The following is a 25,390-nucleotide window of genomic DNA, read 5'->3' on the forward strand; positions in this document are numbered from 1 at the left end:
TAATTAACCTTTTTGTTGTTGATGCAACGCACGGATCCGGCTGGCCAGGCTGTACAAGCGGATAAAGCCTGCTGCGTCTTTCTGGTTGTACACTTCATCACCCTCAAAGGTGGCGAAGGCTTCAGAGTACAGCGAGTTAGGCGAGCGACGTTTGGCCACAGTCACATTACCTTTGTACAGCTTGATTACCACATCACCGGTTAACTGTTCGGCCAGCGAGGTGGCTGCTGCCAACAGTGCGTCTTTTAACGGCGTAAACCAACGGCCATCGTATACCAGCTGAGCAAACTCCTGGCCCACTTCTTCACGGTATTTCAGTGAGGTTCTGTCATACACCAGCGCTTCCAGACCTTTTAGTGCCGCCATTAAAATGGTGCCGCCCGGCGTTTCATAACAGCCACGGGACTTCATACCGACTAAACGGTTCTCGACGATATCAATACGGCCAATACCGTGCTCAGAGCCGATTTCGTTTAGCAATTCAATCGCCGCTACCGGGGCAACGGCATGGCCGTTAATTTTGCTCAGTTCGCCTTTATCAAAGCTCAGCTCAACATAGGCAGCATGATCCGGCGCCTGCTCCGGTGATTTGGTCCACATCCAAACCTGGTCTGACGGCTCACACCATGGGTTTTCCAGCTCGCCGCCTTCATGCGAGATATGCCATAAGTTAGCATCACGACTGTAAATTTTGGTAGCTGATGCTGTGGTAGGCACTCTCTTCTCAGCTAAATAATCCAGCAATGACTGGCGGGAGTTAAATTGCCACTCGCGCCATGGCGCGATAACGGTTAATTGTGGTGCCAGCGCAGCAAAAGCGCCTTCAAAGCGTACCTGGTCATTACCTTTACCGGTACAGCCATGGCACAGTGCATCGGCACCCAGCTCCAGCGCTAGTTTTACCTGAGCACGGGCAATGACCGGCCGTGCCATAGAGGTACCCAGCAGATACTGGCCTTCGTATACGGCGCCGGTTTTCAGCGTCGGGTAAATCACTTCCTTAACCAGCTCTTCGCGTAAATCGACAACATGACAGCTGCTGGCACCGGAGTTAATGGCTTTTTGCTCAACACCGGCCAGCTCCTCATCGCCCTGACCTACGTTGGCGACAAAGGCGATAACTTCGCAGTTATAGTTATCTTTTAACCACGGCACTATGGCCGAAGTGTCCAGACCGCCGGAATAGGCTAAAACGACTTTTTTGATACTCATAGTGTCCTCACGCAAATAAACTGATTAATACGGCATTCTGGGCATGCATGCGGTTTTCCGCCTGCAATAATACAAGTGACGCCTCGCTGTCGAGTACCTCGCTGGTAACCTCGTGCTCACGATGCGCCGGCAAACAGTGCATAAAATATTTTACCGCCAGCCGCTGCATTACAGCGGTGTTGATCTGATAGGGTTTAAACACCCGCTCAATCAGCTCCGGATCGGCTTTATCGCCCATCGACAGCCAGGTATCAGTATAGATAGCATCGGCGCCGGCGGCGGCAGATAGATGCGGGCTTAGCTCTAATACCGCGCCAGTAGTGGCGGCAATTTTCTGCACATTCAGCAGCACCTGGGCATCCGGTGAAAAGCCCTGTGGCGTAACCACGGTCATCTTCATACCGCTAAGCGCAGCGCCAATCATTAATGAATGACAAACATTATTGCCATCACCAACATAGGCCAGGTGCACTTGGTTTAAATCGCCAAAGCGCTCTTTTAGCGCCAATAAATCAGCCAGTGCCTGGCACGGGTGATATAAATCGCTCAGCGCATTAATAACCGGTTTATGGCTGGCCTGCGCCAGTTGCTCCAACGTTTGCTGCGAGAACACCCGCGCCACTATGGCGTCGGTCCAACAGGCAAGGTTGCGGCCAAAATCGGCAACGGTTTCGCGTTTACCCATAGCGCCATTTTGCTGGTCCAGATAAACACTGTGGCCACCGAGCTTATAAATACCCACATCAAAACTGACGCGGGTACGCAGCGATGGCTTTTCAAAAATCAGCGCGATGCTTTTACCCGCCAGCGCCTGAGTGTATTTCTGCGGTTGCTGTTTTACATCCAACGCTAAATTCAGCAAATCGTTAAGCGTAGCCGGGCTTAATTCAGCCAGACTCAATAATTGGTTTAGTTTACTCATTTTCAGCTGACTTGCCGCCAATGCGGCATCCTTGTTTAAGGGACTAACAGACGATGCGCGTGCCTACTGCTTGCTGTCGCATCAGATTTAACAAATCTTGCGGGTGTTGCCAGCCCGCGACGGTAATACTTCGTCGCAGTGCCTGAGCAGTGTCTAAAGCGGCATCCAGTTTTACTTTCATGCCGCCTTTAATCACGCCCTGAGTTACCAACTCTGCCGCCTGTTGGCTGTTTAGCTCACTGATAAGCTGCCCCTGGCCGTCTAAAATGCCAGGCACATCGGTGAGTAACACCAGTTGTCCCTGTACCAGTTGGCAAATCGCCGCGGCAGCTAAGTCAGCATTTACATTTAATAATTGCCCTTGCTCACCGTGGCCAATTGAGCTGAATACCGGCGTAAAGCCGCCAGCCAATATATTTTGCAGTAAAGTGCCGTCTTGCGGCTTAGCCACGCCAACAGCGCCTAGTTTAGTATTTAATTCAAAGCAGCAGCTGTTACCGGCAGACAGCGTTAACCCAACCGGTTTTAAGCCTTGCAGTGCAGCGCGCGCCACCATATGGGCATTTACCGCGCCGGCTAAGGCACCGGTAATCACCGGCATTTGCTCAGCCGGTGAAATACGCTGGCCATCCAGCTTTTCAGTATGAAACCCAAATTTGGCCAGCCACTGATCCACCTGATCACCACCACCGTGCACCAGCACCAGCGGATACTGCTGCTTTAATTCGGCACACACTGCCAGCAAGGCATCCAGCGCGCTGTCGTCCTGCAACAGGCGGCCACCCATTTTCAGTACCAGAGGGGTATTATTCATGGCTCACTCCGGTAAATAGTCCTGCCGTTTCCGGCTTGCCAAAGCGCACGTTAGCTGCCTGCATGGCCTGGGCGGCGGCACCTTTTAATAAGTTATCAATCGCCGACACCACCACCAGTTGCTCACCATCCTGCTGCCAGTGAATATCGCAATACGGCGTACCGGCCACGTCAGCTACATTGGGCGAATGCGACACTAAGCGTACTAACGGCTTACCGTTATAAGCGTTATTGAAGGCAGTAGTCACTTGCTCTGCTGATACGCCAGCTTTCAGCGTTACTAGGCTGGTAGCCAGGATGCCGCGTTTAAAATTGCCCAAATGCGGCGTAAATACCACTTTGCGGCCTAAGTTTTGCTCTATTTCCGGCCGGTGGCGATGTTTGAAAAAGCCGTAGGCATTTAAGCCGACTTCACAAAATGAGGTGCTAAGCGCCGCTTTGCGGCCGGCACCGGATACGCCGCTGGTAGCGTTAATCACCGGAATGCAGTTATCGGCCACTAAACCGGCCTTAATCAACGGCAACAACGCCAAAGTACAGGCGGTTGGATAACAGCCAGGCACCGAAATTAACCGCGGTAATGGCGTGCTCTGCCATTCCATTAGGGAATACACCGCTTCTTCTAACAGTTCAGGATGCTGATGTTCATAACCATAATACTGCGGATATAGCTGCGGCTGCTTTAAGCGAAAGGCGCCGGATAAATCCACTACATCGATACCCTGCGCTAATAACAACGGGGTTACCGCCTCACTGGCTTCATGCGGCAGGGCTAAAAAGGCGACATCAATTTTACCGTTTAAACCTGCAGCCAGCTCATCTGTCCACGGCTGCACCAGTATATCCAGCTGCTGTTTATAACGTGGGTAAAGTGAAGAAAACGGCTCGGCCGCCCGGCCAGCCGACGCATAAGCGCCCAGCAGCTCAAAATAAGGGTTACGCGCTAAAATTACCGCCAGCTCAGCACCGCTGTAACCGGCTGCACCTAATACAATGCTGCGCACTAAAGAAGAAGATTTGTCTGTTGATAACATCGGTTACGGCTCTCGAACAATAAATAACGTATAGGTATAGCACGAAACAGCCGCTAGTGTAGAACGGCCGCCATGCAGTTTCAAGAATTATTATTCTGTTTTTGTGAATTTTTATACAGCAAAGTTACGCCGGTAAAGCAATATCAATTCGATTGCGTCCGTGCTTTTTGGCTTGATACAAAGCACTGTCAGAGCGTGACAGTAATTTTTCGTGCTGTGCTTCATCAGCAAATTCGGCAAGGCCCATGCTGATGGTAAGGTGTAGCCCCGGCGCAACGGCGCTACAATCAGCCAGCATAATTGCTTCGCGTATACGCTCACAAATATCCCGCGCCAGCAGCGCGGTGGTATTGGGCAATAACACCGCAAACTCTTCGCCGCCCCAGCGGGCAACAGTGTCATCCTCCCGGCAATGCGCACTAATCAGATTGGCTACCAACTTGAGTATCTCATCGCCAACGCTGTGGTTATAGTGGTCATTAACGTGCTTAAAGTGATCAATATCCAACAGCACCAGGGTTAAAGGCAGCTTAGAACGACGCGAGCGTGCACATTCCCGCGCCAATGCCTCATCAAAAGCTCGCCGGTTTGCCAGACCGGTTAAGGCATCTAGCCTTGCTTGTTGTGCAAATTCCTGCGCCTGAATTTTTAGCTGCTCCAATAATGTTGAACGCTCCAAATCGGCGGCGGTTAAATAATCGGCCTGGCGTTGCAACTCAAGCGTTTTTTCTGCCACTTGTTGTTGTAACTGCTGCTGACGATACTTAAGTTGCAGCAAACGCCAGCGTACTGCCAGCACTAGCAACAAAACGACACTGGAACTTAGCAAAACCCAAAACATCGGTTGCTGCCAGTAATACGGCAAAATAGTAAATTGCACACTGGCATGTTGTGCGCTCCAACCACCTTGTGGATAAGCAGCAGCGACTCTAAGCTGATACTTGCCGGGCGCTAAATTGGTGTATTCAGCCGTATTATGACTGCCGCGATCTATCCACTGCTCATCAAAACCAATAAGCTGACTGCGGTACTGAATGCGTTGTGGCATAACAAAACCCAGGCCAGCAAAAGCAAACTCCAACCGGTTGGCACCTGGCGGTAATACAACGTTTTGGCGTAATGACGTAACGGCACCGTTTACCCTTAAACCCTCTATAACTATTGGCGGTATATGGCTGGCAAAACGTTGCAATATACCCGGTTGCACCCAGCTGACACCTTTAGATGTTGCAAACCAAACTGAGCCATCTTGCGCCAAAGCCGCTGCTGACATTGAACCGCCATTGGCCTGGGCACTTTGCATGCCATCGCTTTCGCCAAACAGCTCATAGTGCAATTCATGCTGCAGGCCATTTAATACTGCGGTCAGACCTTGTCGCTCCAGCCGCAATACGCCGCGGTTGCTGCTAACCCACAGGTGATGCTTACTATCTGCCACCACCTGAAATAACTTATCAAATGGCAAACCCACATTACGGCCCAGCATAGTCATGTGACCATTGGCCAGGTCATAGCCTACCAGACCACGGTCAGTAGCCATCCAAAGCAGGTTCAATAATGGATCAGGGGTAAAACCAAAAGCATACTCAGCACCGTCAAGCGGTTTGAAATCCAACGCAGTAATGCTGCCATCAGTTTGCCGTATGGCAACACCGCCACCGGTGCCGATAAACAAACGGCCATCGGTGTGCAAATACAATGACATAATAAAAGGAGCGGGTAGCCCATGCTCTGTGCCATAGACGGCAACACCAGCTGCAGTAACATGATTCAGACCTTGTGCTGTGCCGACCCAAACGCCATCGGCAACAGGTAAGATTGCCCGCACTTCGTTAGTCAGCAGGCCATTGTCGCGGTTGAGATGACGCTCAATTTTACCATTACGCCACAGTAATGCGCCGTCAGTATAGGTGCCAATCCAAACGCTGCCATCAGCCGCTTCACTTAAACTCAGCACCGATTGCCCACCACTGTATGCCAACAAATCCAGTTGCTCTATATTTTGGCCGCTTATGCGGTTAAGCCCCTGACTGCTGCCAACCCAAATACTACCATCGCTATGTCCTAATACGGTTCTGACATAATCACCCGCCAGGCCACGATCGGCGGTATAGGTGACAAAAGGCGCTTCACGCAACCGGAACAAGCCACCATTGGTGCCCACCCAAACGCTGTTTTCACGATCTTGATACAACGATAATATCCGATTGTTCGGAAGGCCGGCTTCGATAGTCAGTTGCTCCAGCACTGCACCAGTTGAACGCAGTAAGCCCCGGTCTGTGGTACCGATCCATAACTCATCATTACGCAACAACAAAGCTGACACGGGTAACGCAGACAATTCAGCCTGCGCTAGATGGCTTTGCCCATCCAACCATTGATATAAGCCGCGCTCAGTTCCTACCAACACCGCTTCATCACGTTGCAGCAAGGCAAAAACCGGCAACGACGGAATATCGGCAACAGTGTGAATTATGTTCGGTGAGTCAGGGTAAATAACGGCTAAGCCCCGGCCAGAGCCAATCCATACCCGGCCAGCAGTATCTACCAATAATGAGTGCACCACATCACTGGGTAAACCCTCAGCACTGGTGTAATGCAGCCTGTTACCATCAGGCTGTTGATAAAACAGTCCCTGTCCTTCAGTGGCCAACCAATAACCACCGTGCTGGTCTTGTTCTACATCATTTAACAGCACATTTAATTGTGGCCAATGCTGCCAGCCTGCAGTTGAACGACGCACAAAACCGCCGCGTGAGCCAACCACCAATAAGGCTCCGCTATTATCCTGGCGGATAGCACGAATACCCGAATCTGGTAATCCGGTCTCGGCTCCGCGTCCTTTAATAGAGAAATTACGGCCGTTAAAACGTGCCAATCCTTCCCAGGTAGCAACCCAAAGATAGCCATCATCACTTTGATTTATACTGTTTATGGTGTTGTGCGGCAAGCCGTCCCGGGTGGTCCAGCTCTCCTGAAAGTAGTTACTCAGCTTTATTGCCGGTTCTGCAGAGGCAGCAGTGCTAACTGCCAGCATTAATACAAGCAACGCCCGGTATAGCATAAGGTAACCACTGCAACTGACAATACTGCGCCAGTTTTTCATCCAATGCATATCACTCTGTCCTTGCTCAATAAGCAAATGCTAAAGCACTAACGGGGTCAGAGTAGCTTAATTTTCAATTGCCGCCAAGCGCAACTAAAGTCGACAACAATAAATGCCTGCAGGTTGCAGGCATCAACATATAAGGTTACAGCGCTTGTTGCGGCCTCACCCCAAGCAGATGACAAATAGCATAACTAAGCTCGCTGCGGTTAAGGGTATAAAAATGGAAGTGATCTACGCCTTCGCGGCTGAGCACTTTTACCATTTCCATAGCGATATTGGCGGCCACCAAATTGCGTGTCGTGGCGTCGTTGTCCAGGCCTTCATAGGCTTTGTGCATCCACTGCGGTACAGCCACATTGGTCAGACCGGCAAACTTTTTAAGTTGCTGAAAATTGGTTACCGGCAAAATGCCCGGAATAATATCCACATCAATACCGATGGCTGCACAGCGGTCGCGGTAGCGCAGAAATTTTTCAGTATCAAAGAAAAACTGCGTAATAGCCCGCGACGCACCGGCATCGGCCTTACGTTTTAAATTCAGCAAATCAAATTGTGCATTTGGCGCTTCCGGGTGCACTTCCGGATAGGCTGCTACTGAAATATCAAAATCGGCCACTGAGCGCAGTATCTCTACCAAATCTGCCGCATACAAATCTGGTTTGGCGCTACTGCCGGGCGGCAAATCACCACGTAGCGCGACGATATGACGAATACCGTTTTGCCAATAGTCTTTAGCTATAGCAATTAAATCGTCTTTCGTCGCATCAACGCAGGTTAAATGCGGTGCCGCAATTAAGCCGGTACGCTGCTTAATCGACTTAATAATGTCATGCGTACGGTCACGCTCGCCGGAGTTTGCACCGTAAGTTACCGACACAAAAGACGGCGCCAGCGGCGCCAGCCGTTCTATCGATTGCCATAGTGTTTGTTCCATCTGTGCTGTTTTTGGCGGAAAAAACTCAAAACTGACGTTGACCTTGCCTTCCACGTCCTGCAGGTTACGGTTTATTGCTTCTAAATATTGTGCATTTGCAAATGCCATAACGACTCTCTTTTGTTACGTCAGTGAGGCCGGCAATGTTGCCGTACCAATAAGTTGTTGAATCAATTGCGCCAGGTCGGCATGCAAGCCACCTGCCGTTACTACCCGACCAGCGCCTGGCCCTTTTAGCACCAGTGGATTATCGCAGTACCAGCCGGATCGGATCACAAAAACGTTGTCGCAAGGTGCTATCGCCGCCAACGCGTGTTCATGGCTTACTTGCTGTAACGCCACAGTGGCGCGCACCTTGCCCTGATCCAATTTCAGGCTGGCAACATAACGTAGTACCTTGCCGGCCGCTTTTGCCGTGGAAAATACCTGCGCCATAGCGTCATCTAATGTTGCCCGCTGTGGCCAAAATTGCTGCCAACTGCCCTGCTCCAGCCCAGCTGGTAACAACGGCTGCAAGGCAATATCATCCAACTCCAGTGTCACTCCCAACTCCCGTGCCAACACCAGCAATTTGCGCTGTACATCTTTACCAGATAAATCATCACGTGGATCCGGCTCGGTTAGGCCGGCTTGCTGCGCTTGCAGCACAAACTCAGAAAATGGCAGACTGCCATCGTATTTGCACAATAACCATGACAGCGTGCCAGAGAAAATACCGCTGACTTCATCAATGCTATCACCAGCGCTCAATAATTCCTGCAAAGTACGCTGCACCGGAATACCGGCACCGCAGGTGGTGTTACTCAGCCATTGCCGCTGATGCTCTGCCAGGGCGTGTTTAATCTGCTGATACTCCGAGTGCGGCAGTGTTACGCCTTGTTTATTGGCACTGATAATATCGCAACCGGCAGCGATAACAGCCGGATATAATGTTGCAAACTCGCGGCTGGGCGTAATATCCACCAGCACTTTCGGTGCTGGCAATGCCTGCAGATATTCCGTCAGTTGTTCTGCGTTCCAGGCATCAGCAACAGCCAACACTGGTTGCCAGTTGCTTACGGCGATGCTATCACTAAGTAATGCACGGCGTGAGTTAAGCACTGCCGCCAGATTAAGTTTAAGTTTAGCGTCAAAACGTTGCTGCTGCGCCCCCAACATAGTGAGAAACTCTGCACCAACATTGCCAGTGCCGGCCACGACCACTTGCAGCACTGGCTGCGGTTGAATTAAACAGCGGTGTAATTGCTCAAGTGCGATCTCAGACAGTGGATTGGCCAATAACCAGATCAGCTGCTGCGTGCTTTCATAGCGATGCAGCACGCCCTGTTGCTGCAATAATTGCTCTGCCGTTTCAGTAAGCGCTGCACTGCCAGCTTTTAACCACGCCAGCGCATAATAACGCTGCGTATCCCACACAGCATGAATATTTAACCCGGCCAGATAATCCAGCGCCTGCTCAGCGCATACCGCCGGCAATAACCAGCACAAATTATCACCTTGCTGCGGCAGTGCAATCACCGGCTGCTGTAACTCCAGCGCCAGTTGCGCGGCGCTGATACTGGCATCCTGATGCAGTGTTAATAAAGTGACATTATCAAGTTCAGTGATAAAGCCCTGCGGTTGCGCTTTTTCCTGTAAAGCACGCTCTTGTGCAGCATTGTCTTGCTGCACCACACGGCAACCGGCATGTTGTGGCTGGTAACTGCTACGCACCAGCAGCGCCGTTGCAGTGCCGGTTAACGGTGACAAGGTGCGGGCATGCAACACCGGATTACCCAGCTGCGCCAGCTGACAAGCTTGCTGCCAACTTACCTGACTGTAAGGCAATGCCGTCTTTACCTTACGCGGGTCAGCGCTGTAAATGGCTTTTACATCGGTCCAGATAGTCACTTCAGCCGCATTTACCAAAGCGCCAAGTAAGGTCGCGGAGTAATCACTGCCATTGCGGCCCAACGTAATACTGCGGCCTTTGTCATCGCGGGCAATATAGCCGGTAACCACATGCACCGTATCGGGCTGTGTTAGTTCGGCCAGCAATTCTGTCGATTGCAGCCAGTCTGGCTGATGCTGCTTTAAACGCAAAAAATCACGCGCGTCCAGCGCGGCAGCATTAAACCCACGCAGCTTCAACAATTCACTCAATAACAACGCCGACAAACGCTCACCAATTGCCAGCACATCATTTTGCTGTTGTTTTACCAGGGCATCAGGTATTGCCGCCAGCCATTGCCGTAATTGCTCCGTCACATGCGCGGCGGCATTAGCTGTCAGCGTCTGTTGCACTAACGCAGTTAGTTCTGTTTGCAGTGTAGTCAAGGCAACATCACGGACTTGTGTGTCTGCTGCAGCAATAATATGCAGTAGTGCATCGGTGGTATCACCCGGTGCCGACACTACTACCCACAGTGCTTGCTGTCGGTTTTGTTGTTGTAGAATATCCGCCACTGCAGCAAAACGCTGCACATTGGCCAGGCTGCTGCCGCCAAATTTGTGTACCTGTGCTGCAGTATACTGTTGTTTTTTTTGCTGAACTTGCATAATCAATTACCAAAAGGCGCTAAGTGCCGGGTTTAACCGAAACTGCTGTTGTTGTTCATGGTCTGGTCTGACGGCTGCTTTGCCGACTTCACTTTTTTTATCAGCCTGTTGGCTAGCCTGCGCTACAGCGTTAAACGCCTGCTGCAAATCAGCCAGCAAATCATCACTGTTCTCAATGCCCACCGATAAACGGATTAATGTCGGGCCTATCCCCGCTGTATGTTGTGCTTTGGCATCCATCGAGGCGTGCGTCATAGTGCCCGGATGGCAAATCAGGCTTTCAATACCACCGAGCGACTGTGCCAGCGTAAATAAACGCAGCGCAGAGAAAAATACCGGCAACAAAGCTGCATCAGCGGCTAAGTCAAAACTACACATAGCGCCAAAACCGCTTTGTTGCGCCTTGGCAATGTCATGGCCCGGATGTTGAGGCAAGCCCGGGTAATATACTTTGGCCACCAGTGGTTGTTTAGCCAGAAAATCGACCACCCGCGCGGCATTATCCTGCTGCAGACGAATACGCGGCTCCAGTGTGCGTAAACCACGCAGCGTCATATAACTGTCAAACGGCGCGCCGGTAATACCTAAACAATTGGCCCACCACTTTAACTCTTCACCCAGTTGCAGGCTGTTACACACCAATACACCGCCGACAATATCACTGTGGCCGTTTATGTATTTGGTGGTGGAGTGCACTACGATGTCGGCGCCCAGCGCCAGCGGTTGTTGCAACACAGGCGATAAAAAGGTGTTATCTACCACTACCAGCGCCTGCAATTTTTTAGCTAATTGGCACACTGCGCGCACATCGGTAATTTGCAATAACGGGTTCGACGGTGTTTCCAGCCAGATCATTTTCGGCTCAGCTTTACTTATTTGTTCTGCCCAACCGGCTTGCTGAAAGTTCACTACTAACAACTTAAAGGCGTTTTTACGCTGCGCTAAGTTGGTAAATAAACGGTAGCTGCCACCATAGCAATCATGCGGGACCACTAAGGTATCGTCCGGCGTTAGCAGCTGCAGTGCCAACAGGCAGGCTGACATACCAGTACTGGTAACAATAGCCTTTACGCCGCCTTCCAGCTCAGCCAACGTTTCCGCCAATAAATCCCGGGTTGGGTTGTTCGAACGCGAATAATCATACTGGCCCGGTTGCTTAAAAGCGGCTAATTCATAGGTTGAGGTTAAATATAGCGGTGGTGTCACTGCGCTAAAAGCAGTGTCCTGAGCTATGCCGGCACGGGCAGCGATGGTCGCGGCATGACGCTTTGACATGGTGAACCTCATTTGGATGTTTAGACGTCTAAAAGTATAATGATAGAAAAACAGATGTCAAACCATTTAGCCGTCTATAATGATTATTTGTTGCACACTATTTGACTGAGCGGCATAACACGATAGAATTTCGCCACTTGCGCAAGCAATACAACATAATGACTAATACAAGGTAACCATATGGCTAAGTGGAATGGGGAATATATTCACCCGTACGCGGAACACGGTAAAAAATCAGAACTGGTAAAAAAAATCACCGTATCTATTCCGCTGAACGTATTAAAAGTGCTGACCGACGAGCGCACCCGACGCCAGGTAAATAACCTGCGCCATGCAACCAACAGTGAATTATTATGCGAAGCCTTTTTGCATGCCTTTACCGGACAACCATTGCCGGCTGATGAAGATTTGCGCAAAGACAATCCACACCAAATTCCTATAGAAGTCCGCCAGATCCTCACCAGTATGGGCAAACCCATTCCGGTGATCATTGAAGCCGATAGTGACGAAGAATAAATCATTGTCAGAGATATAAAAAAACCGCCGTTTGGCGGTTTTTTTATATCTCTGACGAGCCTGCGTCTTAGCCCATCGCGGCCTGCAGCTTTTTCATCGCATTCTTTTCTAACTGACGTACACGCTCAGCAGACACACTGTAGCGGTCGGCAAGTTCCTGTAGTGTCAATTTGTTATGATCCAGCCAACGGGCACGAATAATGTCCTGGCTACGATCATCCAGTGTACGCATGGCTGCCTGTAATCTGTCTACCGCAGCGTTATCCCACTGGTCTTCTTCAACACGCTGTGCCAAATCAGAACCTTTGTCCTGAAGATAATAAGCCGGTGCAGTATACGCCGCTTCGTCATCTTCATCCGGCGCATCAAACGGCATGTCATAGTTGCTCATGCGTGATTCCATCTCACGCACTTCATGCTCTGCAACACCCAATGACTCCGCCACGTTTTTCACTTCTTCCTGATTGAACCAGCCTAAATGTTTTTTCGCTTTACGCAGATTAAAAAACAGTTTTCGCTGTGCCTTGGTGGTAGCAATTTTAACGATACGCCAGTTCTTCAGCACATATTCATGAATTTCAGCTTTAATCCAGTGCACCGCAAACGATACCAAACGGACACCTACATTAGGGTCAAAGCGTTTTACCGCTTTCATCAGGCCTATATTGCCTTCCTGAATTAAATCGCTGACGGGTAAACCATAACCAGAGTAGCTACGGGCAATATGTACGACAAAGCGTAAGTGAGACATGATCAGTTGCCGTGCGGCTTCTAAATCGCCATGCTGGTGCAGACGTTCTGCTAAACTGCGCTCCTGTTCGGCGCTAAGCATGGCAATGGAACTGACAGCATGAGTGTAAGCTTCCAGACTGCTGCTGGCCGCTACTGGTAATGACATCATTTCTGCTGCTGTATCGCTCATTTCTGTGTCCTGTCCTCAACTAAGTGAATCGATATTAGCACTCTTTGAGTGAGAGTGCTAATTTTAGTTTCAGTAATTGTTAGATCTGCTTATTCTAAAAATTATGTTGTAATAATTAAACGTTATTAAGGACCAGTCGGTTCAATCGCGCTGATATGGCGGCGTACCGACAAATACGAACCAGCCAAACCCAATAACACCGCCAGCAGCATCAAACCAAAAAATTCGGCCACACTCAGCGACATTAAACGAAATTCACTGCCATACAGCTCAGTGACACTGACTATGGCACTTTGCAGCCACAGCAACATCGTCTCTACGATCAAATAGGCCAGTACCCCCCCAAAAACACCAAACCATACACCACTGTATAAAAACGGCCGCTGAATAAAGGCATCAGTTGCCCCAACCAGTTTCATCACTTCAATTTCATCTTTTTTATTCATAATCGACAACCGTATGGTATTGCCGATAATAAGCACTACAGCACCTAGCAATAACAAAGCAATTACCGCCACCGCCTGTTGTAATAAACTGACAATAGCATCAAGCCGGGTTAACCAGTCAATATCCAGCTTGCCATACTCAACGATACGTTCTTTGTTTAACCGGTTTAGCAGCGCGCGCGCAGCATCAGCCTGCGTATTCTTCGGCAACACCAGCAGTACATCCGGCAATGGATTGACGGTTAAATAATTTAGTGCCGGGCCAAAGCCTGATACTTCAGCAAACTCATGTAGTGCTTGTTGCTTACTAATATGCGTTACACGGGCAATAGCGGCATCGCCTTGTAAAATAGCCTTTAAGCTGTCGATTTGCGTTTGGCTGCTACCATCTTTTATAAATAAACTGATCTCAGCTGCCTGGGTAAAGCTGTCGCTGATTTGCTGCATATTTTTTACCAACAAATGCAGAGTTACTGGCAACGTCAAACTAACGCCCAAAACGCCGATAGTCAGCAAAGACGCCGATGGCGTGCGCCAAATCTCACCTAAGCTAGCCAATGCCTGACGCAGGTGATTCACCCAAAACATGACAAAACGGCGGCCCAGTCCAATTTTGCGCACCGCAGCACCACTGCTTGCCCGGCCAGAAAACAAAATGCTCATAGCGGGTCTTCCTGATATTGCAGCAGCCCGTCGTTAATCATCTTGCCTTGTTTTAACGTTAAAGTACGGTACTTCATCCGGGCTACCAGTCCAAGATCATGCGTGGCTACCAACACCGACACGCCAACCTGATTAAAGGCTTCAAATACCCGCATAATGTCTTTAGACAAATCCGGGTCCAGGTTACCGGTGGGTTCATCCGCTAACAACAGCGGCGGTTTATTAACCACGGCCCTGGCAATGCCGACCCGTTGTTGTTCACCGCCGGACAAAGTTTGCGGCAGACAGCGGGCTTTATCAAGCAACCCCACTTTATCTAAGGCAGCATGCACCCGTTTCACCATATCTTTGCCGCTAAACCCTTCTATTACCAAAGGCAGCGCCACGTTATCGAACACCGTATGGTTCATCAGCAAACGGTGGTTTTGAAAAATAATACCAATATCACGGCGGACGAACGGAATATGCTTGCGCTGAATCCTGCTTAGATCAACATCGTTAATCAGCACCCTGCCTACGCTCGGGCGTTCAATCAGGCTAATGAGTTTAAGCAGGGTGCTTTTGCCAGCACCCGAGTGGCCGGTTAGAAAAGCCATTTCGCCTTTTTCCAGCTTAAAACTCACCCGATCCAGCGCGACAAAGCCTCCAGCGTAACTTTTACTAACCTGATCAAACTCCAGCATGGTTAACTTTCCCGGTTAAACAGCGCGCGAATAAAATCCTGGCTATTAAACACGCGTAAATCATCAATCCCTTCACCGACACCGATATAGCGCAGCGGCACCTTAAATTGATCAGCGATAGCAAAAATAACCCCGCCTTTCGCTGTACCATCCAGCTTGGTTAAACTGATACCGGTTAGCTGCACAGCTTCGTTAAATACCCTGGCCTGACTCAGCGCATTCTGGCCAGTGCCAGCATCTAGTGTCAGCATGACTTCATGCGGCGCGGTTGGATCAATTTTCTGCAGTACACGAACTATTTTTTTCAGCTCTTCCATTAGATGGGCTTTGTTCTGCAACCGGCCGGCAGTATCGGCAATCAACACATCGACCTTGCGCGCTTTAGCGGCCTGGTAAGCATCGAAAATAACCGAGGCACTGTCGGCACCGGTATGTTGGGCTATCACAGGGATCTGGTTACGCTCGCCCCATACTTGCAACTGTTCTACTGCCGCGGCACGAAAGGTATCCCCAGCTGCCAGCATTACAGACTTACCTTGCTGTTTAAACTGCTGAGCCATCTTACCAATGGTGGTGGTCTTGCCCACACCATTAACGCCAACCATTAAAATAACAAAAGGGCCTTGTTGGTTAACCGGTTGCAACGGCTGCTCAACATCTTTGAGCAGTGCTGTCATATCCTGTTGCAGCTTATCAAATAACAAAGTGGCGTCTTTTAGAGACTTACGATCTGCGTGCTGTTCCAACTGCCGGATCAGCTTTTGGGTGGTGTCTACACCAACATCGGCCAGTAACAGCTGGGTCTCGAGCTCTTCGTATAATTCGTCATCTATTTTACGGCCGCTGAATAAACCAACCAAGCCCAAGCCTAAGTTCTGGCTGGTTTTGGCTAAGCCTTGCTTTAAACGCGAGAAAAAGCCGGTTTTCTTTGCTGCTTCAGCTTTAACCGCCAATGCAGCATCAACCACCACATCAGTTGCAACTGGCACCGGTTCAGTAACAGTTTGCACTGCTGTATCAGCAAGGTTATCAGTGGGGGTTGTTACATCCGCTTCAGCTTTTTCTGCAGTATGCTGAATGGGTAACGTAGAGTCAGTTACATCGGATGGCTCAGGCTGTTGCACAGCACTATCGGCGGCGTTGTTGTCTTTGCCAAAACCAAGCCAGGAAAACAATTTATTTTTTTTGCTCATAAGCCCAAGTGTATGCTGATAAAAACTAAGGTAAACTTGACTGTTATACTAACACCTTTGTGTTAAAGGCAAAATGTATTAGATGAAACAAGCAAAAAGCAGCACAAAACGCCCGTTCGGTAGCAAAAAATCGGTTGCGGCCTCAGGCACACCAGGAGAAGTGCGTATTATCAGCGGCAGCTGGCGCGGCAGCAAATTAGCCGTTTTAGATGCTGAAGGTCTGCGCCCAACCACCGACCGCGTTAAAGAAACGCTGTTTAACTGGTTAATGCATGATATCAATGGCGCTGAAGTGTTAGATTGCTTTGCTGGCAGCGGTAGCTTGGGCTTTGAGGCGCTGTCACGCTATGCCAGTCATTGCACCTTGCTAGAGCACGACAAAGCGGCAGCAGCGCAACTACGCCAAAACCAGCAAAAACTCGGCTGCAGCACGGCTGAAGTAATCAATACCGACAGCCTTAACTGGCTAAAGCAAGCGGCTAACCGCCAGTATAATGTGGTGTTTATCGACCCGCCATTTCGTAAAGATTTAGCCTTGCCGTGCTGCCAGCTACTGGAGCAACAGCAATGGCTGGCAACCACAGCATTAATTTACCTGGAAACAGAGAAAGAATTGGATGTTACGGCTTTACCGGAAAACTGGCGTTTGCTCAAAGAAAAAGTCGCGGGGCAACTGGCTTACCGATTGTATCAGCGCGGCTGACACCGCGCTTAATTGCTCAGTCGCTGCTCAGTTCCATACCTAAATTGGTTAAGCCCTGCTCTGCCACCCAATGCTGCAGTAACTGCCGCTCTTCACGACCAAACTGCTTAAGCGGGGTAACCAGCTCGATCAGCTCTGCCAGACAGTCCATTTCATATTGCATTAGAGGGTGTTCACGGACTATTTTTTTTAGCTCAGCTTCTGTGGTTATATCGTCGTCGATACTCTCGTGCTCAATCAGGCGCGCCACCGTAGCCTGCGATATTTTAGCTACATTGATAAACTCACCGGCATCTTGCTGGGCGATACCGCTGAGCATCATATCCAGCGCGGTAGCGCAATCAACAGCAGGATACACTCCAAAAATATCAAAATTACTGACGTCGGGTGTAATCAGCTCTAGCTCTGCTGATAACTTTTCGAAGTTAATTTTGACTTTTTTAACCGTCAACCACTCCCACACCAGTGTTAGTATATGACGCGGCAATTCGGCATCGCCGCTTTGTGTTACTTCAGCAAATAACTGGTAATTAGGTAACATACGTTCAAGTAAAGCAGCTGCGATGGCAGCTTGTTGGTAAAAACCCAACTCGCGCATCGCCTGAAAATTATTAGCTTTTAATTTCATCTGACAGTAATTTAACCAGTAACTTTAAGTTGTTTTTGCGCATATTCAAACTTCAGTTTAAATTCCATTATGCGTTCTTCCAGTGTCTGCACTTCGGTTTGATGTGCTTCTTGCTGCGTTTGTAATTCAGTGCGCAACGTGCGGATTAGCTCGCGGCTACTATCGGCTTCTTGCTGCTGTTTCTGCTCTGCAGCATATTGGCGATTTTGCGCATGCTCAAGCTGCGATTCCAGTTTTTGCAACCGGGTTTGGCTCTGTTGATGCTGCTCAGTCAGGCTGACGTAATCTGTTTGTAAGCGCGTCAACTCAGAACCTAAGCCACCGCTTTGCTGCTCAATCTCAATTAGCTGCTGCTGCGCCTGCGCGAGTTGTTCTTGTGCCAGTGCTAATTGTTGCTGGCTGTCTTGTTGTTGCAGTGTGAACGTTTCCAGTTGCCCCGCTTGCTCTTGCTGCAGTTGCTGAATTTTTTGCTGCTGTAGCTCCTGAGCTGTTTTGCGGTCCTGAATTTCTTGCTGCAGGCGCGCAATAAGTTGCAGTTTGTCTTTCTCTGCAGCTTGCATCTGGTCTATCAGTTGCTTATTTTGCTCAGCCGCGGCCAATTGCTGTTGCTGGCTGGCAATATCTTGTTGCAACTTATCTAATTGCTGCTGATATTGCATTTGAAGATCATTGGTTTGTTGCAACTGCTTTTGCTGTTGTTCAACAGCAAGCTTAAGCTCCGCTTTGCTTTGCTGCACTGATAGCTTCATTTCATGCACCGCAGCTTTGGCTTGCTCTGCTTCTGAGTGCGCGGTCGTAAGCTGCTGTTGCAGTTGTTGCGCTTTATGCTCAGAGTAATGCAACTGCTCTTGCAAGGCACTACCATCACTACCTTGCTGTTGCAACTGTCCCACTTTTTGTTGCAATTGTTCTAACACAGCCTGTTGTGCAGTGCGCTCTTGCTGCATATCAGTTAATGTCAGTGTTGTAGCTGCAAGCTCATCTGATACCTGCTTATGCTGCTGACGCAGTTTAGCTAATTCATGGTTATCTGCTGTCGCTAATGGCACTGCTAAGTCAAGTTGCTGCTTGGTTTGCTGCCAGTCTTTAAACAGCTTTTGGTAGGCTTGTTCCTGCTCAATCAGGCGCTGTTGCCACTGTTTTTGGCTGTCTGCCAACACAGAAGAGGCAAATAACTGCAACTGTTGTTGCTGTGATTGCAACAGTTGCTCGGTAAAACCTGCCAGGCTGGCGGCCAATTGTTGTTGTGCCGCATCGGTTAATCCGGCAATAATTTGCTGCTCATTTTTTTTATTATTGTTGCTTTTTACTGCATTCATTATCAGCTCTCGTGCTACTTAAACGACACCTGTATTCTCAACCGCATCGCCATATAGTCTTCAAAACCACTCTTCAACCACAATACCTTAACAGTTATTCTTATCAAGGCATATATTGCTGTGGTTTAGTGTAATATGAGTTTTCAACGATAGCTAACGCTATTAGTATTTTTGTCATACTATAGTTAACTCTGTCATAACAGGAACTGAATGATGATGGACCTCACAACACCTGCATTGCTATTTCCTGCTATATCATTGTTATTACTAGCTTATACCAACCGCTTCCTGGTATTGGCACAGCTAATCCGCGAGCTGAATCAGCGTGAAGGTAGCCAGGTTAGAGACCTGGCTAAAAGGCAAATAAGCAACCTGCGAAAACGCATCGTATTGATAAAAACCATGCAAGCTTTTGGCGTGCTGAGTTTTGTACTGTGTACTGCGGCAATGTTTTGTTTATTTATGCTGTGGCAGATTGCTGGCCAGTTGTTGTTTGTCATCAGTTTGATTAGCTTATTAATCAGCCTGCTCTATTCTTTGTATGAGATCCAAATCTCTTGTGATGCGATAAATATAGAACTTGAGTCACTGCAGCGGGGCTAGCCCGACTGAACAGGTAGCGAGATGAGCCAAAACGATTTTTTATTTACTGATGAACCAACCACTGTCGAAGAACCCGTCGTAGCAGCCTCGCCCTGGCTGATACTGGTAGTAGATGATGACGAAAGCATTCATCAGATTACTTCATTGGTGCTAAGCAATTTTAGTTTTGAGCAACGCCCGCTGCTGCTATTACATGCCCGCAGCGCGAAACAGGCTGAACAGCTTATAAACCAACACGACGACATCGCTGTAGCTATTATTGACGTTGTAATGGAAACACAACATGCCGGGCTTGAACTGGTAAAAACCATCCGCCAGACATTTAACAACCGTCGCATGCGACTTGTATTACGCACCGGACAGCCGGGCGAAGCGCCGGAAGAGCATGTCATTCGCGATTACGACATTAACGACTACAAAAACAAAACCGAAGTTACTGCTATAAAACTGAAAACCCTGCTGTATGCCGGGCTGCGCTCTTACCGGGATATTTGTATTATTGAACACCATAAAGCCGGGCTGGAGAAAATCATTGGCTGCACCACCAGTTTTTTGCAGTGCAGCTCATTAAAAGAGTTTGCTTCACTGATACTCGGCCAGGTAGCGTTTTTGTTAGGGCTGCAGCGGGAGCAAATCTATTGCTGTGCCGCCATTAACAGTGCTTCAGCCGACACCTTGCAACTTGATGTAATTGCCAGCAACGTAGCAAACAACAGTAGTTTGCCCCCAGAAGTACTGACCAAAATAATGCAGGTGCAACGAGACAAAATGCCTTACCGTGGCGACGATTGTTTTATTGGTTACTTCACTACCCACCGCGGCAATGAAAATTTTCTCTATGTCAGCAAAGGTTCGAAGTTAGAGCAAACCGAACATCATTTGTTAAGCTACTTTTCGCATAATATTGCTATCGCCTATGAAAACATCCGCTTACGCGAGCTGATGCGAGACAGCCAGCGTGAGTTGTCGTACATTTTAGGCGAAGCGGTAGAAAAACGCTCAAAAGAAACCGGCAGCCACGTCAAACGGGTAGCTAACTACAGCTATCTGCTGGCTATTAAAGTTGGCTTATCTGAGTACGATGCCGAAGTCATCAAGCTGGCATCACCACTGCACGATTTGGGTAAAATTGCCATTCCGGATCACATATTAAATAAACCAGGCAAACATGATGCTGGCGAATGGGCTATCATGCAGCAGCATGCTGAATTGGGTTACCAGATTTTACAACATTCTTCTAACGAGATCCTGCAAATGGGTGCCATTATAGCGCAGCAGCATCACGAAAAATGGAATGGCAATGGTTATCCACAAGGTTTAGGCGCTGACAATATTCATATCGCCGGTCGCATTACCGCATTGGCAGATGTATTCGATGCGCTGGGCAGCGACAGATGTTATAAAAAAGCCTGGCCTTTAGGGCAAATTATCGAACTAATCCGTGCAGAGCGTGGTCAACATTTTGACCCGGTGCTCGCAGATATTTTGTTAAACAATCTGGACGCCTTTCTCGCCATTCGCGATGCTTACCCGGATTAAATACAGGAAGAAGTGTATGTTAAGTTACTCGATTAAACGTTTTGGCCTTGCAGTTACTGCAGTTGCCGTATTACTTATTGCCGGGTGTGCCTCTGGCCCCAAAGTTCGTTCAGATGCTGCCGCAAATATTAACTTCGCCAGCTATAAAACGTTTAGCTTTATGCCAGAACCAGCAACGGACCATCCGGCTTATGCAACGTTAGTTACACAACACTTTAAAGATGCCATAACCGCTGAAATGACAGCTCTGGGCTACCAATATACTGATACTAATGCAGATTTACTGGTAAATTTTAATTCAAATGTCGAAGAGCGTACCGACGTACGTTCTACACCCAGTGCAAACGTGCACTACAATTACTATAACTACCGCCGGGGTTATTATCTGGGCTTTCCGTTATATACCAGCGAAATTGATACCGTGCGCTACAAACACGGTACAGTAAATATCGACGTGGTTGACGCCGTTAAAAAACAGCTGATTTGGGAAGGCATTTCTGAAGGGACGCTAAAAAGAGCAGATTTGGAACAACCAAAACCCGCTATTGCTAAGGTTGTAGGTTTAATCTTTCAGCAATACCCAACTAAACAGGCAACTGCAGCGCATTAACCACGCTGAGTCAACCTGCTAGCGGGCACCTCCTGCCGAATTTTTTCTTGAAGCGCCGCGCAGTCGGCGTTTTTATTTTGCTGTTGAATAGACAACGTCAGCTCACCAACTGTTAAACCGAATTTATGTAAAGTTGTGCGATTGAGCAGATTTTCGTTGTCAATTAAGTACAACCAGTCTTTTACTTTTACATCCAGCGTATCACCGCCATAGGGAATACGAAGTGTATACTCCCAGTACAAACTATTGCCTGCTAACTGGCCTTTTGCCTGACCTACTACATCGCCGGCACTGCCAGTTACACTGCCATCTGCATTTTGCTGCAGTTGCCAATGGCGCTGCTCAATGCGGCCATCACTAAAGTAAAACAGCTCGTATAAGTCGCCGCTATTACCTTGCCAACTACCACACAGCTCCGCCGTAAAACGTACACTTTGTTTACCTTGCCAGTCATGCAATACCCCCCAGGCACGACTTTCGCCCTGAAAAAACTGGTCCAGCTTTAACACTGGTGTTTCATTACTATATTCCGACACCGACTGACTACAGCCCGACAACAACACTGTAATGGCTATAAACGCTGATTTATACATATTCTTTCCTCTTTAATAGTCATTACGTAGAGCCACTCAGTCCAGCCCAAATAATTATTCTTTTAGTGGTTAAGCTTTAGGCCGGTGCATTTGAAACCGCGTTGTTGCATCCGCAACAAAATAGTCCGCCGGGCCACCACCGCGCAATACCGGCTGCGCCGCTGCCGTGTCATAAATGCCGTTTACCAGCAAATGCTGTGCAATATGCACCCCCACCACCTCACCAAACACCATCCAGGTGGTGATTTTGCAGCCATCAGCAGCAGTTAGCTGCAGCACCTGGCTTAGCCTGCATTCAAAGGTTACCGGGCTTTGAGCCACATGCGGCACCTTAATAATGCTGGAGGCTTTGGCGGTTAACCCGGCCAGGGCAAATTCATCCACGTCCGGCGCCACAGCGGCACTGGTTTGATTCATCGCTTGCGCTAATGGCTTAGTTACCAGATTCCAGCAAAACTCGCCGGTTTGTTCAATATTACGCACTGTATCTTTGTAACTGGTGCTGGCAAAGCCAATAATCGGCGGCGTGTAATTAAAGGCATTAAAAAAACTGTAGGGTGCCAGGTTCAGCTGGCCTGTACTGTCTTGTGAAGAAATCCAGCCAATTGGCCTCGGCGCTACTAAGGCATTAAACGGGTCATGCGCCAGGCCATGGCCTTTGGCCGGTTCATAAAAATAGCGATTATCAGACATAGGACTCTGCAAGGTTAAACAGGATGTACGCAGCCTAACAAAATCTGCTTTGGCTGCGTAAGCTTTTGCGCGACAATAGCCACAACTTTTTTATCGAGCCTTGCTATGTCTGATGCTGTGTTAGCCAGCGATGCGCTGAATTTTGATGCCATTATTGCCGCTTTTTATCAGCATGGCTGGGTTTGGCTACCCCATTTTCTTAGCAACGAGCTGAATACAGCCTTGTTGCATGAAGCACAACATCACGCCAATTTAACACCCGCTGGCATCGGCAGGCAAAACGCACATCAGCTGAATCAACAAATTCGTCGCGATGCTACCCAGTGGTTTGATGGCCAAAGTGCGGCCCAGCAAAGTTACCTGGCGTTAATGGCACAATTGCAGCAGGCCTTTAACCGACGCTGCTTTTTAGGCCTGTTTGATTTTGAATGTCACTTTGCCCGTTATAATCCGGGCGATTACTACCAAAAGCATGTTGATGCCTTTAGCGGCCGCTCTAACCGGGTGCTTACCACGGTAAGTTATTTAAACAGTGTCAAAGCGGGTGGCGAGCTGGCGCTTTACGACGAACATAACCAGCTAATTAATACCTTTTCACCGACTGCCGGCAGCCTGGTGCTGTTTGAAAGTGAGCGCTTTCCGCATGAGGTATTACCAGCAATTGACAGCCGTTACAGCATTGCCGGCTGGTTTCGCAAAAATGCCAGTATTAACGGCATACTAGACCCGGCCAGTTAAAACACCTATGATTAGCCCTATGCGCATTGTACTCAGTTATTTATTGTTAGTGACTCTGACACTATCTGGCCTGTCCGGATCGGTGCAGCCAGCGCATGCGTATACCCTGGCTGATGCACTACAGCAAAATAGCACACAACTGCTCGCCGCCGGTGAGGCAAACGAAATGCCGTGCCACAGTGCAGCAAAGGTGGCGCCGGTAGAAACTGAACACGACTGTTGCGACCAACCGCAGCATCAATGTAAAAGTGATTGCTGTGCCAAGCACTGTGCCACAGCCGGTGCATTGTTAGCCACTGAACTATTCCGTTATGTCCGCCCTAACACCACAGTAGCCCAACATATAGCAACGCTACCGCAGTGGTTTTTTGCCGAAGACCCGCCACCACCGATAAACGCCTGATACCGTTTGTTTTTAATGTCGTGCTTAAGCACGTGTCGTAATTATTGTTTCAGGAAAATACTATGTATAAGTTTTATGTTCTGGCGCTGCTGTTACTGCAGGGCGCGCTGATACTATCGGCACAGGCCCAGGATCACAGCGGGCACGCTCATGCCAGCCCAGTCGCGGCAGCACAAAGTGTGTTAGCCGAAGCCAGCCCTGTATATGTTTGTCCGATGCACCCGCATATTCAGCAGGGCGAGCCCGGAAACTGCCCGATTTGTGGCATGGATCTGGTGCTGCAGCGGCAGCAAAAAATGGCGCAGGTGCAGGTAAACGGTGCCATGCAACAGGCACTGGCTATCCGCACCGAAGCAGCTGCCCCTCGCACCTTGTGGCGCTTTATCGACACCTTTGCCACGGTGCAGTATGCCGAAGATGCCATTCACCACAGCCATATCCGTGCTGAGGGCTGGATAGAACAACTGTATGTTCGCAGCCTGGGCCAACGCGTTAAGGCCGGCGACAAGCTGTTTAGCTACTATGCCCCCGATTTACTGGTAGCACAGGACGATTATCTGCAGGCGTTATCGGTTAGCAAACAAAACGGCGAGCGCAGCGCCAGTTTAGTTAAACGTGCTGAAACCCGCCTGCGGCTGCTTGGCCTGAGCGATAAAGACATTAACCAACTGCAACAAAGCAGGCAAAGCCAGTATCAGATCACGGTTTACGCCCATCAGGATGGTGTAGTCACTATGCTGAACGTGCGCGATGGTATGTATATCAAGCCCGGCGATACGCTGATGGAGCTTACCAGCCTGAGCCGGGTCTGGTTACTGGCCGATGTGGCCGAAGCCCAACAAAGCTGGTTGTTTAACGGCATGAGCGCCGAAGTAGATATTCCGTCACAGCACGTAAGCGCCATAGATGCCAAAGTGGATTACATCTACCCCGCACTCGATGCACAAAGCCGCAGTAGCAAAGTACGGCTGACGCTGGATAACAGCAAGCAACTGTTTAAACCCAATATGCTGTTACCGGTACGACTATACGGCGGACCACTAAGAGATGTACTTAGCGTGCCGCGTGATGCCGTGCTGCTAAGCGGCAACAGCCGACGGGTGGTGGTGCAAGACGGTGATAACTTTAGCGTGCGCACTATCACTACCGGCAGCAGTGCTCAGGGCTATGTTGAAGTGCTGTCCGGCTTGCATGACGGCGAACTGGTAGTGGTATCCGGCCAGTTCTTGCTCGACGCCGAGGCCAGCTTAAGCCAGTTACCGCAAAGCAACAGCGCCAGTCACCAGCATTAGGAGCTCACG

24 protein-coding genes are annotated in these 25,390 nt (G+C 49.2%); 8 read left to right on the top strand and 16 right to left on the bottom strand.

What is annotated here, in order from left to right; translation table 11 throughout:
• Nucleotides 1-3: 3 nt before the first annotated feature.
• The 8 genes from ACYVIC_RS01165 to metB form a co-directional block, all read right to left on the bottom strand.
• Complete coding sequence (locus ACYVIC_RS01165; RefSeq protein WP_460856511.1) at nucleotides 4-1,212, bottom strand: argininosuccinate synthase; 1,209 nt, start codon at nucleotides 1,210-1,212, stop codon at nucleotides 4-6.
• A gap of 7 nt (nucleotides 1,213-1,219) precedes the next feature.
• Complete coding sequence (locus tag ACYVIC_RS01170; RefSeq protein WP_460856513.1) at nucleotides 1,220-2,134, bottom strand: ornithine carbamoyltransferase; 915 nt, start codon at nucleotides 2,132-2,134, stop codon at nucleotides 1,220-1,222.
• A gap of 43 nt (nucleotides 2,135-2,177) precedes the next feature.
• Nucleotides 2,178-2,948 carry an acetylglutamate kinase gene (gene argB / locus ACYVIC_RS01175; RefSeq protein ID WP_460856514.1) on the bottom strand — a complete coding sequence of 257 codons (771 nt, stop codon included), beginning with the start codon at nucleotides 2,946-2,948 and terminating at the stop codon, nucleotides 2,178-2,180.
• Nucleotides 2,941-3,981: an N-acetyl-gamma-glutamyl-phosphate reductase gene (gene argC, locus ACYVIC_RS01180; RefSeq protein WP_460856516.1), complete on the bottom strand. Its 1,041-nt coding sequence runs from the start codon at nucleotides 3,979-3,981 to the stop codon at nucleotides 2,941-2,943. The genes argB and argC overlap by 8 nt, the downstream gene beginning before the upstream one ends.
• A gap of 124 nt (nucleotides 3,982-4,105) precedes the next feature.
• Nucleotides 4,106-7,096 (bottom strand): diguanylate cyclase, encoded by a 2,991-nt coding sequence (locus tag ACYVIC_RS01185; protein WP_460856518.1) that lies wholly within the window; start codon nucleotides 7,094-7,096, stop codon nucleotides 4,106-4,108.
• A 136-nt stretch (nucleotides 7,097-7,232) separates the two neighbouring features.
• Entirely contained in the window at nucleotides 7,233-8,132 is a 900-nt protein-coding gene (gene metF, locus ACYVIC_RS01190; protein ID WP_460856520.1) for a methylenetetrahydrofolate reductase, read from the bottom strand.
• Nucleotides 8,133-8,147: 15 nt separating this feature from the next.
• Nucleotides 8,148-10,562, bottom strand: a complete 2,415-nt coding sequence (metL, locus tag ACYVIC_RS01195; protein WP_460856522.1) for a bifunctional aspartate kinase/homoserine dehydrogenase II — start codon at nucleotides 10,560-10,562, stop codon at nucleotides 8,148-8,150.
• A gap of 6 nt (nucleotides 10,563-10,568) precedes the next feature.
• Entirely contained in the window at nucleotides 10,569-11,837 is a 1,269-nt protein-coding gene (gene metB, locus ACYVIC_RS01200) for a cystathionine gamma-synthase (RefSeq protein WP_460856524.1), read from the bottom strand.
• Nucleotides 11,838-12,017: 180 nt separating this feature from the next.
• Between metB and metJ the strand changes: the two genes are divergently transcribed.
• Nucleotides 12,018-12,353, top strand: a complete 336-nt coding sequence (gene metJ, locus ACYVIC_RS01205) for a met regulon transcriptional regulator MetJ (protein ID WP_460856526.1) — start codon at nucleotides 12,018-12,020, stop codon at nucleotides 12,351-12,353.
• Nucleotides 12,354-12,420: 67 nt separating this feature from the next.
• Here the strand turns inward: metJ and rpoH are convergent, their stop codons facing one another.
• The 4 genes from rpoH to ftsY form a co-directional block, all read right to left on the bottom strand.
• Entirely contained in the window at nucleotides 12,421-13,275 is an 855-nt protein-coding gene (rpoH, locus tag ACYVIC_RS01210) for an RNA polymerase sigma factor RpoH (RefSeq protein ID WP_460856528.1), read from the bottom strand.
• A 125-nt stretch (nucleotides 13,276-13,400) separates the two neighbouring features.
• Nucleotides 13,401-14,384, bottom strand: a complete 984-nt coding sequence (ftsX, locus tag ACYVIC_RS01215; protein WP_460856530.1) for a permease-like cell division protein FtsX — start codon at nucleotides 14,382-14,384, stop codon at nucleotides 13,401-13,403.
• Nucleotides 14,381-15,067, bottom strand: coding sequence for a cell division ATP-binding protein FtsE (gene ftsE / locus ACYVIC_RS01220; protein ID WP_460856532.1), 687 nt, complete (start codon nucleotides 15,065-15,067; stop codon nucleotides 14,381-14,383). The genes ftsX and ftsE overlap by 4 nt, the downstream gene beginning before the upstream one ends.
• A gap of 2 nt (nucleotides 15,068-15,069) precedes the next feature.
• Nucleotides 15,070-16,260 carry a signal recognition particle-docking protein FtsY gene (ftsY, locus tag ACYVIC_RS01225; protein ID WP_460856533.1) on the bottom strand — a complete coding sequence of 397 codons (1,191 nt, stop codon included), beginning with the start codon at nucleotides 16,258-16,260 and terminating at the stop codon, nucleotides 15,070-15,072.
• Nucleotides 16,261-16,342: 82 nt separating this feature from the next.
• Between ftsY and rsmD the strand changes: the two genes are divergently transcribed.
• Complete coding sequence (gene rsmD, locus ACYVIC_RS01230; RefSeq protein ID WP_460856535.1) at nucleotides 16,343-16,963, top strand: 16S rRNA (guanine(966)-N(2))-methyltransferase RsmD; 621 nt, start codon at nucleotides 16,343-16,345, stop codon at nucleotides 16,961-16,963.
• Nucleotides 16,964-16,979: 16 nt separating this feature from the next.
• Here rsmD and ACYVIC_RS01235 read toward each other — a convergent pair whose 3' ends face one another.
• Nucleotides 16,980-17,591: a YjaG family protein gene (locus tag ACYVIC_RS01235; protein ID WP_460856536.1), complete on the bottom strand. Its 612-nt coding sequence runs from the start codon at nucleotides 17,589-17,591 to the stop codon at nucleotides 16,980-16,982.
• 11 nt (nucleotides 17,592-17,602) lie between these two features.
• Nucleotides 17,603-18,910 (bottom strand): hypothetical protein, encoded by a 1,308-nt coding sequence (locus ACYVIC_RS01240; protein WP_460856538.1) that lies wholly within the window; start codon nucleotides 18,908-18,910, stop codon nucleotides 17,603-17,605.
• A gap of 210 nt (nucleotides 18,911-19,120) precedes the next feature.
• Between ACYVIC_RS01240 and ACYVIC_RS01245 the strand changes: the two genes are divergently transcribed.
• From ACYVIC_RS01245 to ACYVIC_RS01255, 3 genes are read left to right on the top strand one after another with little or no spacing between them, the layout of a single operon-like run.
• Nucleotides 19,121-19,513 carry a DUF2721 domain-containing protein gene (locus tag ACYVIC_RS01245; protein ID WP_460856540.1) on the top strand — a complete coding sequence of 131 codons (393 nt, stop codon included), beginning with the start codon at nucleotides 19,121-19,123 and terminating at the stop codon, nucleotides 19,511-19,513.
• A 21-nt stretch (nucleotides 19,514-19,534) separates the two neighbouring features.
• On the top strand, nucleotides 19,535-21,052 hold the full coding sequence (locus ACYVIC_RS01250) for a DUF3369 domain-containing protein (protein ID WP_460856542.1): 1,518 nt from the start codon (nucleotides 19,535-19,537) through the stop codon (nucleotides 21,050-21,052).
• 16 nt (nucleotides 21,053-21,068) lie between these two features.
• Complete coding sequence (locus tag ACYVIC_RS01255; RefSeq protein WP_460856544.1) at nucleotides 21,069-21,662, top strand: DUF4136 domain-containing protein; 594 nt, start codon at nucleotides 21,069-21,071, stop codon at nucleotides 21,660-21,662.
• Here ACYVIC_RS01255 and ACYVIC_RS01260 read toward each other — a convergent pair.
• Both ACYVIC_RS01260 and ACYVIC_RS01265 read right to left on the bottom strand, forming a co-directional pair.
• Nucleotides 21,659-22,255 carry a DUF3833 domain-containing protein gene (locus ACYVIC_RS01260; protein WP_460856546.1) on the bottom strand — a complete coding sequence of 199 codons (597 nt, stop codon included), beginning with the start codon at nucleotides 22,253-22,255 and terminating at the stop codon, nucleotides 21,659-21,661. The two genes, ACYVIC_RS01255 and ACYVIC_RS01260, sit on opposite strands and share 4 nt — an antisense overlap.
• Nucleotides 22,256-22,324: 69 nt before the next feature.
• Nucleotides 22,325-22,948, bottom strand: coding sequence for a flavin reductase family protein (locus ACYVIC_RS01265; RefSeq protein ID WP_460856547.1), 624 nt, complete (start codon nucleotides 22,946-22,948; stop codon nucleotides 22,325-22,327).
• Nucleotides 22,949-23,053: 105 nt separating this feature from the next.
• Here ACYVIC_RS01265 and ACYVIC_RS01270 point away from each other — a divergent pair, with 105 nt between their 5' ends.
• From ACYVIC_RS01270 to ACYVIC_RS01280, 3 genes are all read left to right on the top strand, one after another.
• The gene (locus tag ACYVIC_RS01270) at nucleotides 23,054-23,686 is read left to right on the top strand and encodes a 2OG-Fe(II) oxygenase (protein ID WP_460856549.1); all 633 of its coding nucleotides are present in this window, start codon (nucleotides 23,054-23,056) and stop codon (nucleotides 23,684-23,686) included.
• Nucleotides 23,687-23,705: 19 nt separating this feature from the next.
• The gene (locus ACYVIC_RS01275) at nucleotides 23,706-24,089 is read left to right on the top strand and encodes a hypothetical protein (RefSeq protein ID WP_460856551.1); all 384 of its coding nucleotides are present in this window, start codon (nucleotides 23,706-23,708) and stop codon (nucleotides 24,087-24,089) included.
• A gap of 62 nt (nucleotides 24,090-24,151) precedes the next feature.
• On the top strand, nucleotides 24,152-25,381 hold the full coding sequence (locus tag ACYVIC_RS01280; RefSeq protein ID WP_460856552.1) for an efflux RND transporter periplasmic adaptor subunit: 1,230 nt from the start codon (nucleotides 24,152-24,154) through the stop codon (nucleotides 25,379-25,381).
• The last annotated feature ends 9 nt before the right edge of the window (nucleotides 25,382-25,390 follow it).

Source organism: Rheinheimera gaetbuli (assembly GCF_054781935.1).

What these genes read in the sequence shown, in the direction of transcription:
- ACYVIC_RS01270 (WP_460856549.1), top strand. Translation starts at nt 23,054, where the DNA reads ATGTCTGATGCTGTGTTAGCCAGCGATGCGCTGAATTTTGATGCCATT.
- ACYVIC_RS01250 (WP_460856542.1), top strand. Translation starts at nt 19,535, where the DNA reads ATGAGCCAAAACGATTTTTTATTTACTGATGAACCAACCACTGTCGAA.
- metL (WP_460856522.1), bottom strand. Translation starts at nt 10,562, where the DNA reads ATGCAAGTTCAGCAAAAAAAACAACAGTATACTGCAGCACAGGTACAC.
- ACYVIC_RS01165 (WP_460856511.1), bottom strand. Translation starts at nt 1,212, where the DNA reads ATGAGTATCAAAAAAGTCGTTTTAGCCTATTCCGGCGGTCTGGACACT.
- ACYVIC_RS01185 (WP_460856518.1), bottom strand. Translation starts at nt 7,096, where the DNA reads ATGCATTGGATGAAAAACTGGCGCAGTATTGTCAGTTGCAGTGGTTAC.
- ACYVIC_RS01280 (WP_460856552.1), top strand. Translation starts at nt 24,152, where the DNA reads ATGTATAAGTTTTATGTTCTGGCGCTGCTGTTACTGCAGGGCGCGCTG.
- ftsE (WP_460856532.1), bottom strand. Translation starts at nt 15,067, where the DNA reads ATGCTGGAGTTTGATCAGGTTAGTAAAAGTTACGCTGGAGGCTTTGTC.
- argC (WP_460856516.1), bottom strand. Translation starts at nt 3,981, where the DNA reads ATGTTATCAACAGACAAATCTTCTTCTTTAGTGCGCAGCATTGTATTA.
- ACYVIC_RS01245 (WP_460856540.1), top strand. Translation starts at nt 19,121, where the DNA reads ATGATGATGGACCTCACAACACCTGCATTGCTATTTCCTGCTATATCA.
- metJ (WP_460856526.1), top strand. Translation starts at nt 12,018, where the DNA reads ATGGCTAAGTGGAATGGGGAATATATTCACCCGTACGCGGAACACGGT.
- metB (WP_460856524.1), bottom strand. Translation starts at nt 11,837, where the DNA reads ATGTCAAAGCGTCATGCCGCGACCATCGCTGCCCGTGCCGGCATAGCT.
- metF (WP_460856520.1), bottom strand. Translation starts at nt 8,132, where the DNA reads ATGGCATTTGCAAATGCACAATATTTAGAAGCAATAAACCGTAACCTG.
- argB (WP_460856514.1), bottom strand. Translation starts at nt 2,948, where the DNA reads ATGAATAATACCCCTCTGGTACTGAAAATGGGTGGCCGCCTGTTGCAG.
- ACYVIC_RS01170 (WP_460856513.1), bottom strand. Translation starts at nt 2,134, where the DNA reads ATGAGTAAACTAAACCAATTATTGAGTCTGGCTGAATTAAGCCCGGCT.
- ACYVIC_RS01240 (WP_460856538.1), bottom strand. Translation starts at nt 18,910, where the DNA reads ATGAATGCAGTAAAAAGCAACAATAATAAAAAAAATGAGCAGCAAATT.
- ftsY (WP_460856533.1), bottom strand. Translation starts at nt 16,260, where the DNA reads ATGAGCAAAAAAAATAAATTGTTTTCCTGGCTTGGTTTTGGCAAAGAC.
- rsmD (WP_460856535.1), top strand. Translation starts at nt 16,343, where the DNA reads ATGAAACAAGCAAAAAGCAGCACAAAACGCCCGTTCGGTAGCAAAAAA.
- ACYVIC_RS01275 (WP_460856551.1), top strand. Translation starts at nt 23,706, where the DNA reads ATGCGCATTGTACTCAGTTATTTATTGTTAGTGACTCTGACACTATCT.
- ACYVIC_RS01255 (WP_460856544.1), top strand. Translation starts at nt 21,069, where the DNA reads ATGTTAAGTTACTCGATTAAACGTTTTGGCCTTGCAGTTACTGCAGTT.
- ACYVIC_RS01265 (WP_460856547.1), bottom strand. Translation starts at nt 22,948, where the DNA reads ATGTCTGATAATCGCTATTTTTATGAACCGGCCAAAGGCCATGGCCTG.
- ACYVIC_RS01260 (WP_460856546.1), bottom strand. Translation starts at nt 22,255, where the DNA reads ATGTATAAATCAGCGTTTATAGCCATTACAGTGTTGTTGTCGGGCTGT.
- ACYVIC_RS01235 (WP_460856536.1), bottom strand. Translation starts at nt 17,591, where the DNA reads ATGAAATTAAAAGCTAATAATTTTCAGGCGATGCGCGAGTTGGGTTTT.
- ftsX (WP_460856530.1), bottom strand. Translation starts at nt 14,384, where the DNA reads ATGAGCATTTTGTTTTCTGGCCGGGCAAGCAGTGGTGCTGCGGTGCGC.
- rpoH (WP_460856528.1), bottom strand. Translation starts at nt 13,275, where the DNA reads ATGAGCGATACAGCAGCAGAAATGATGTCATTACCAGTAGCGGCCAGC.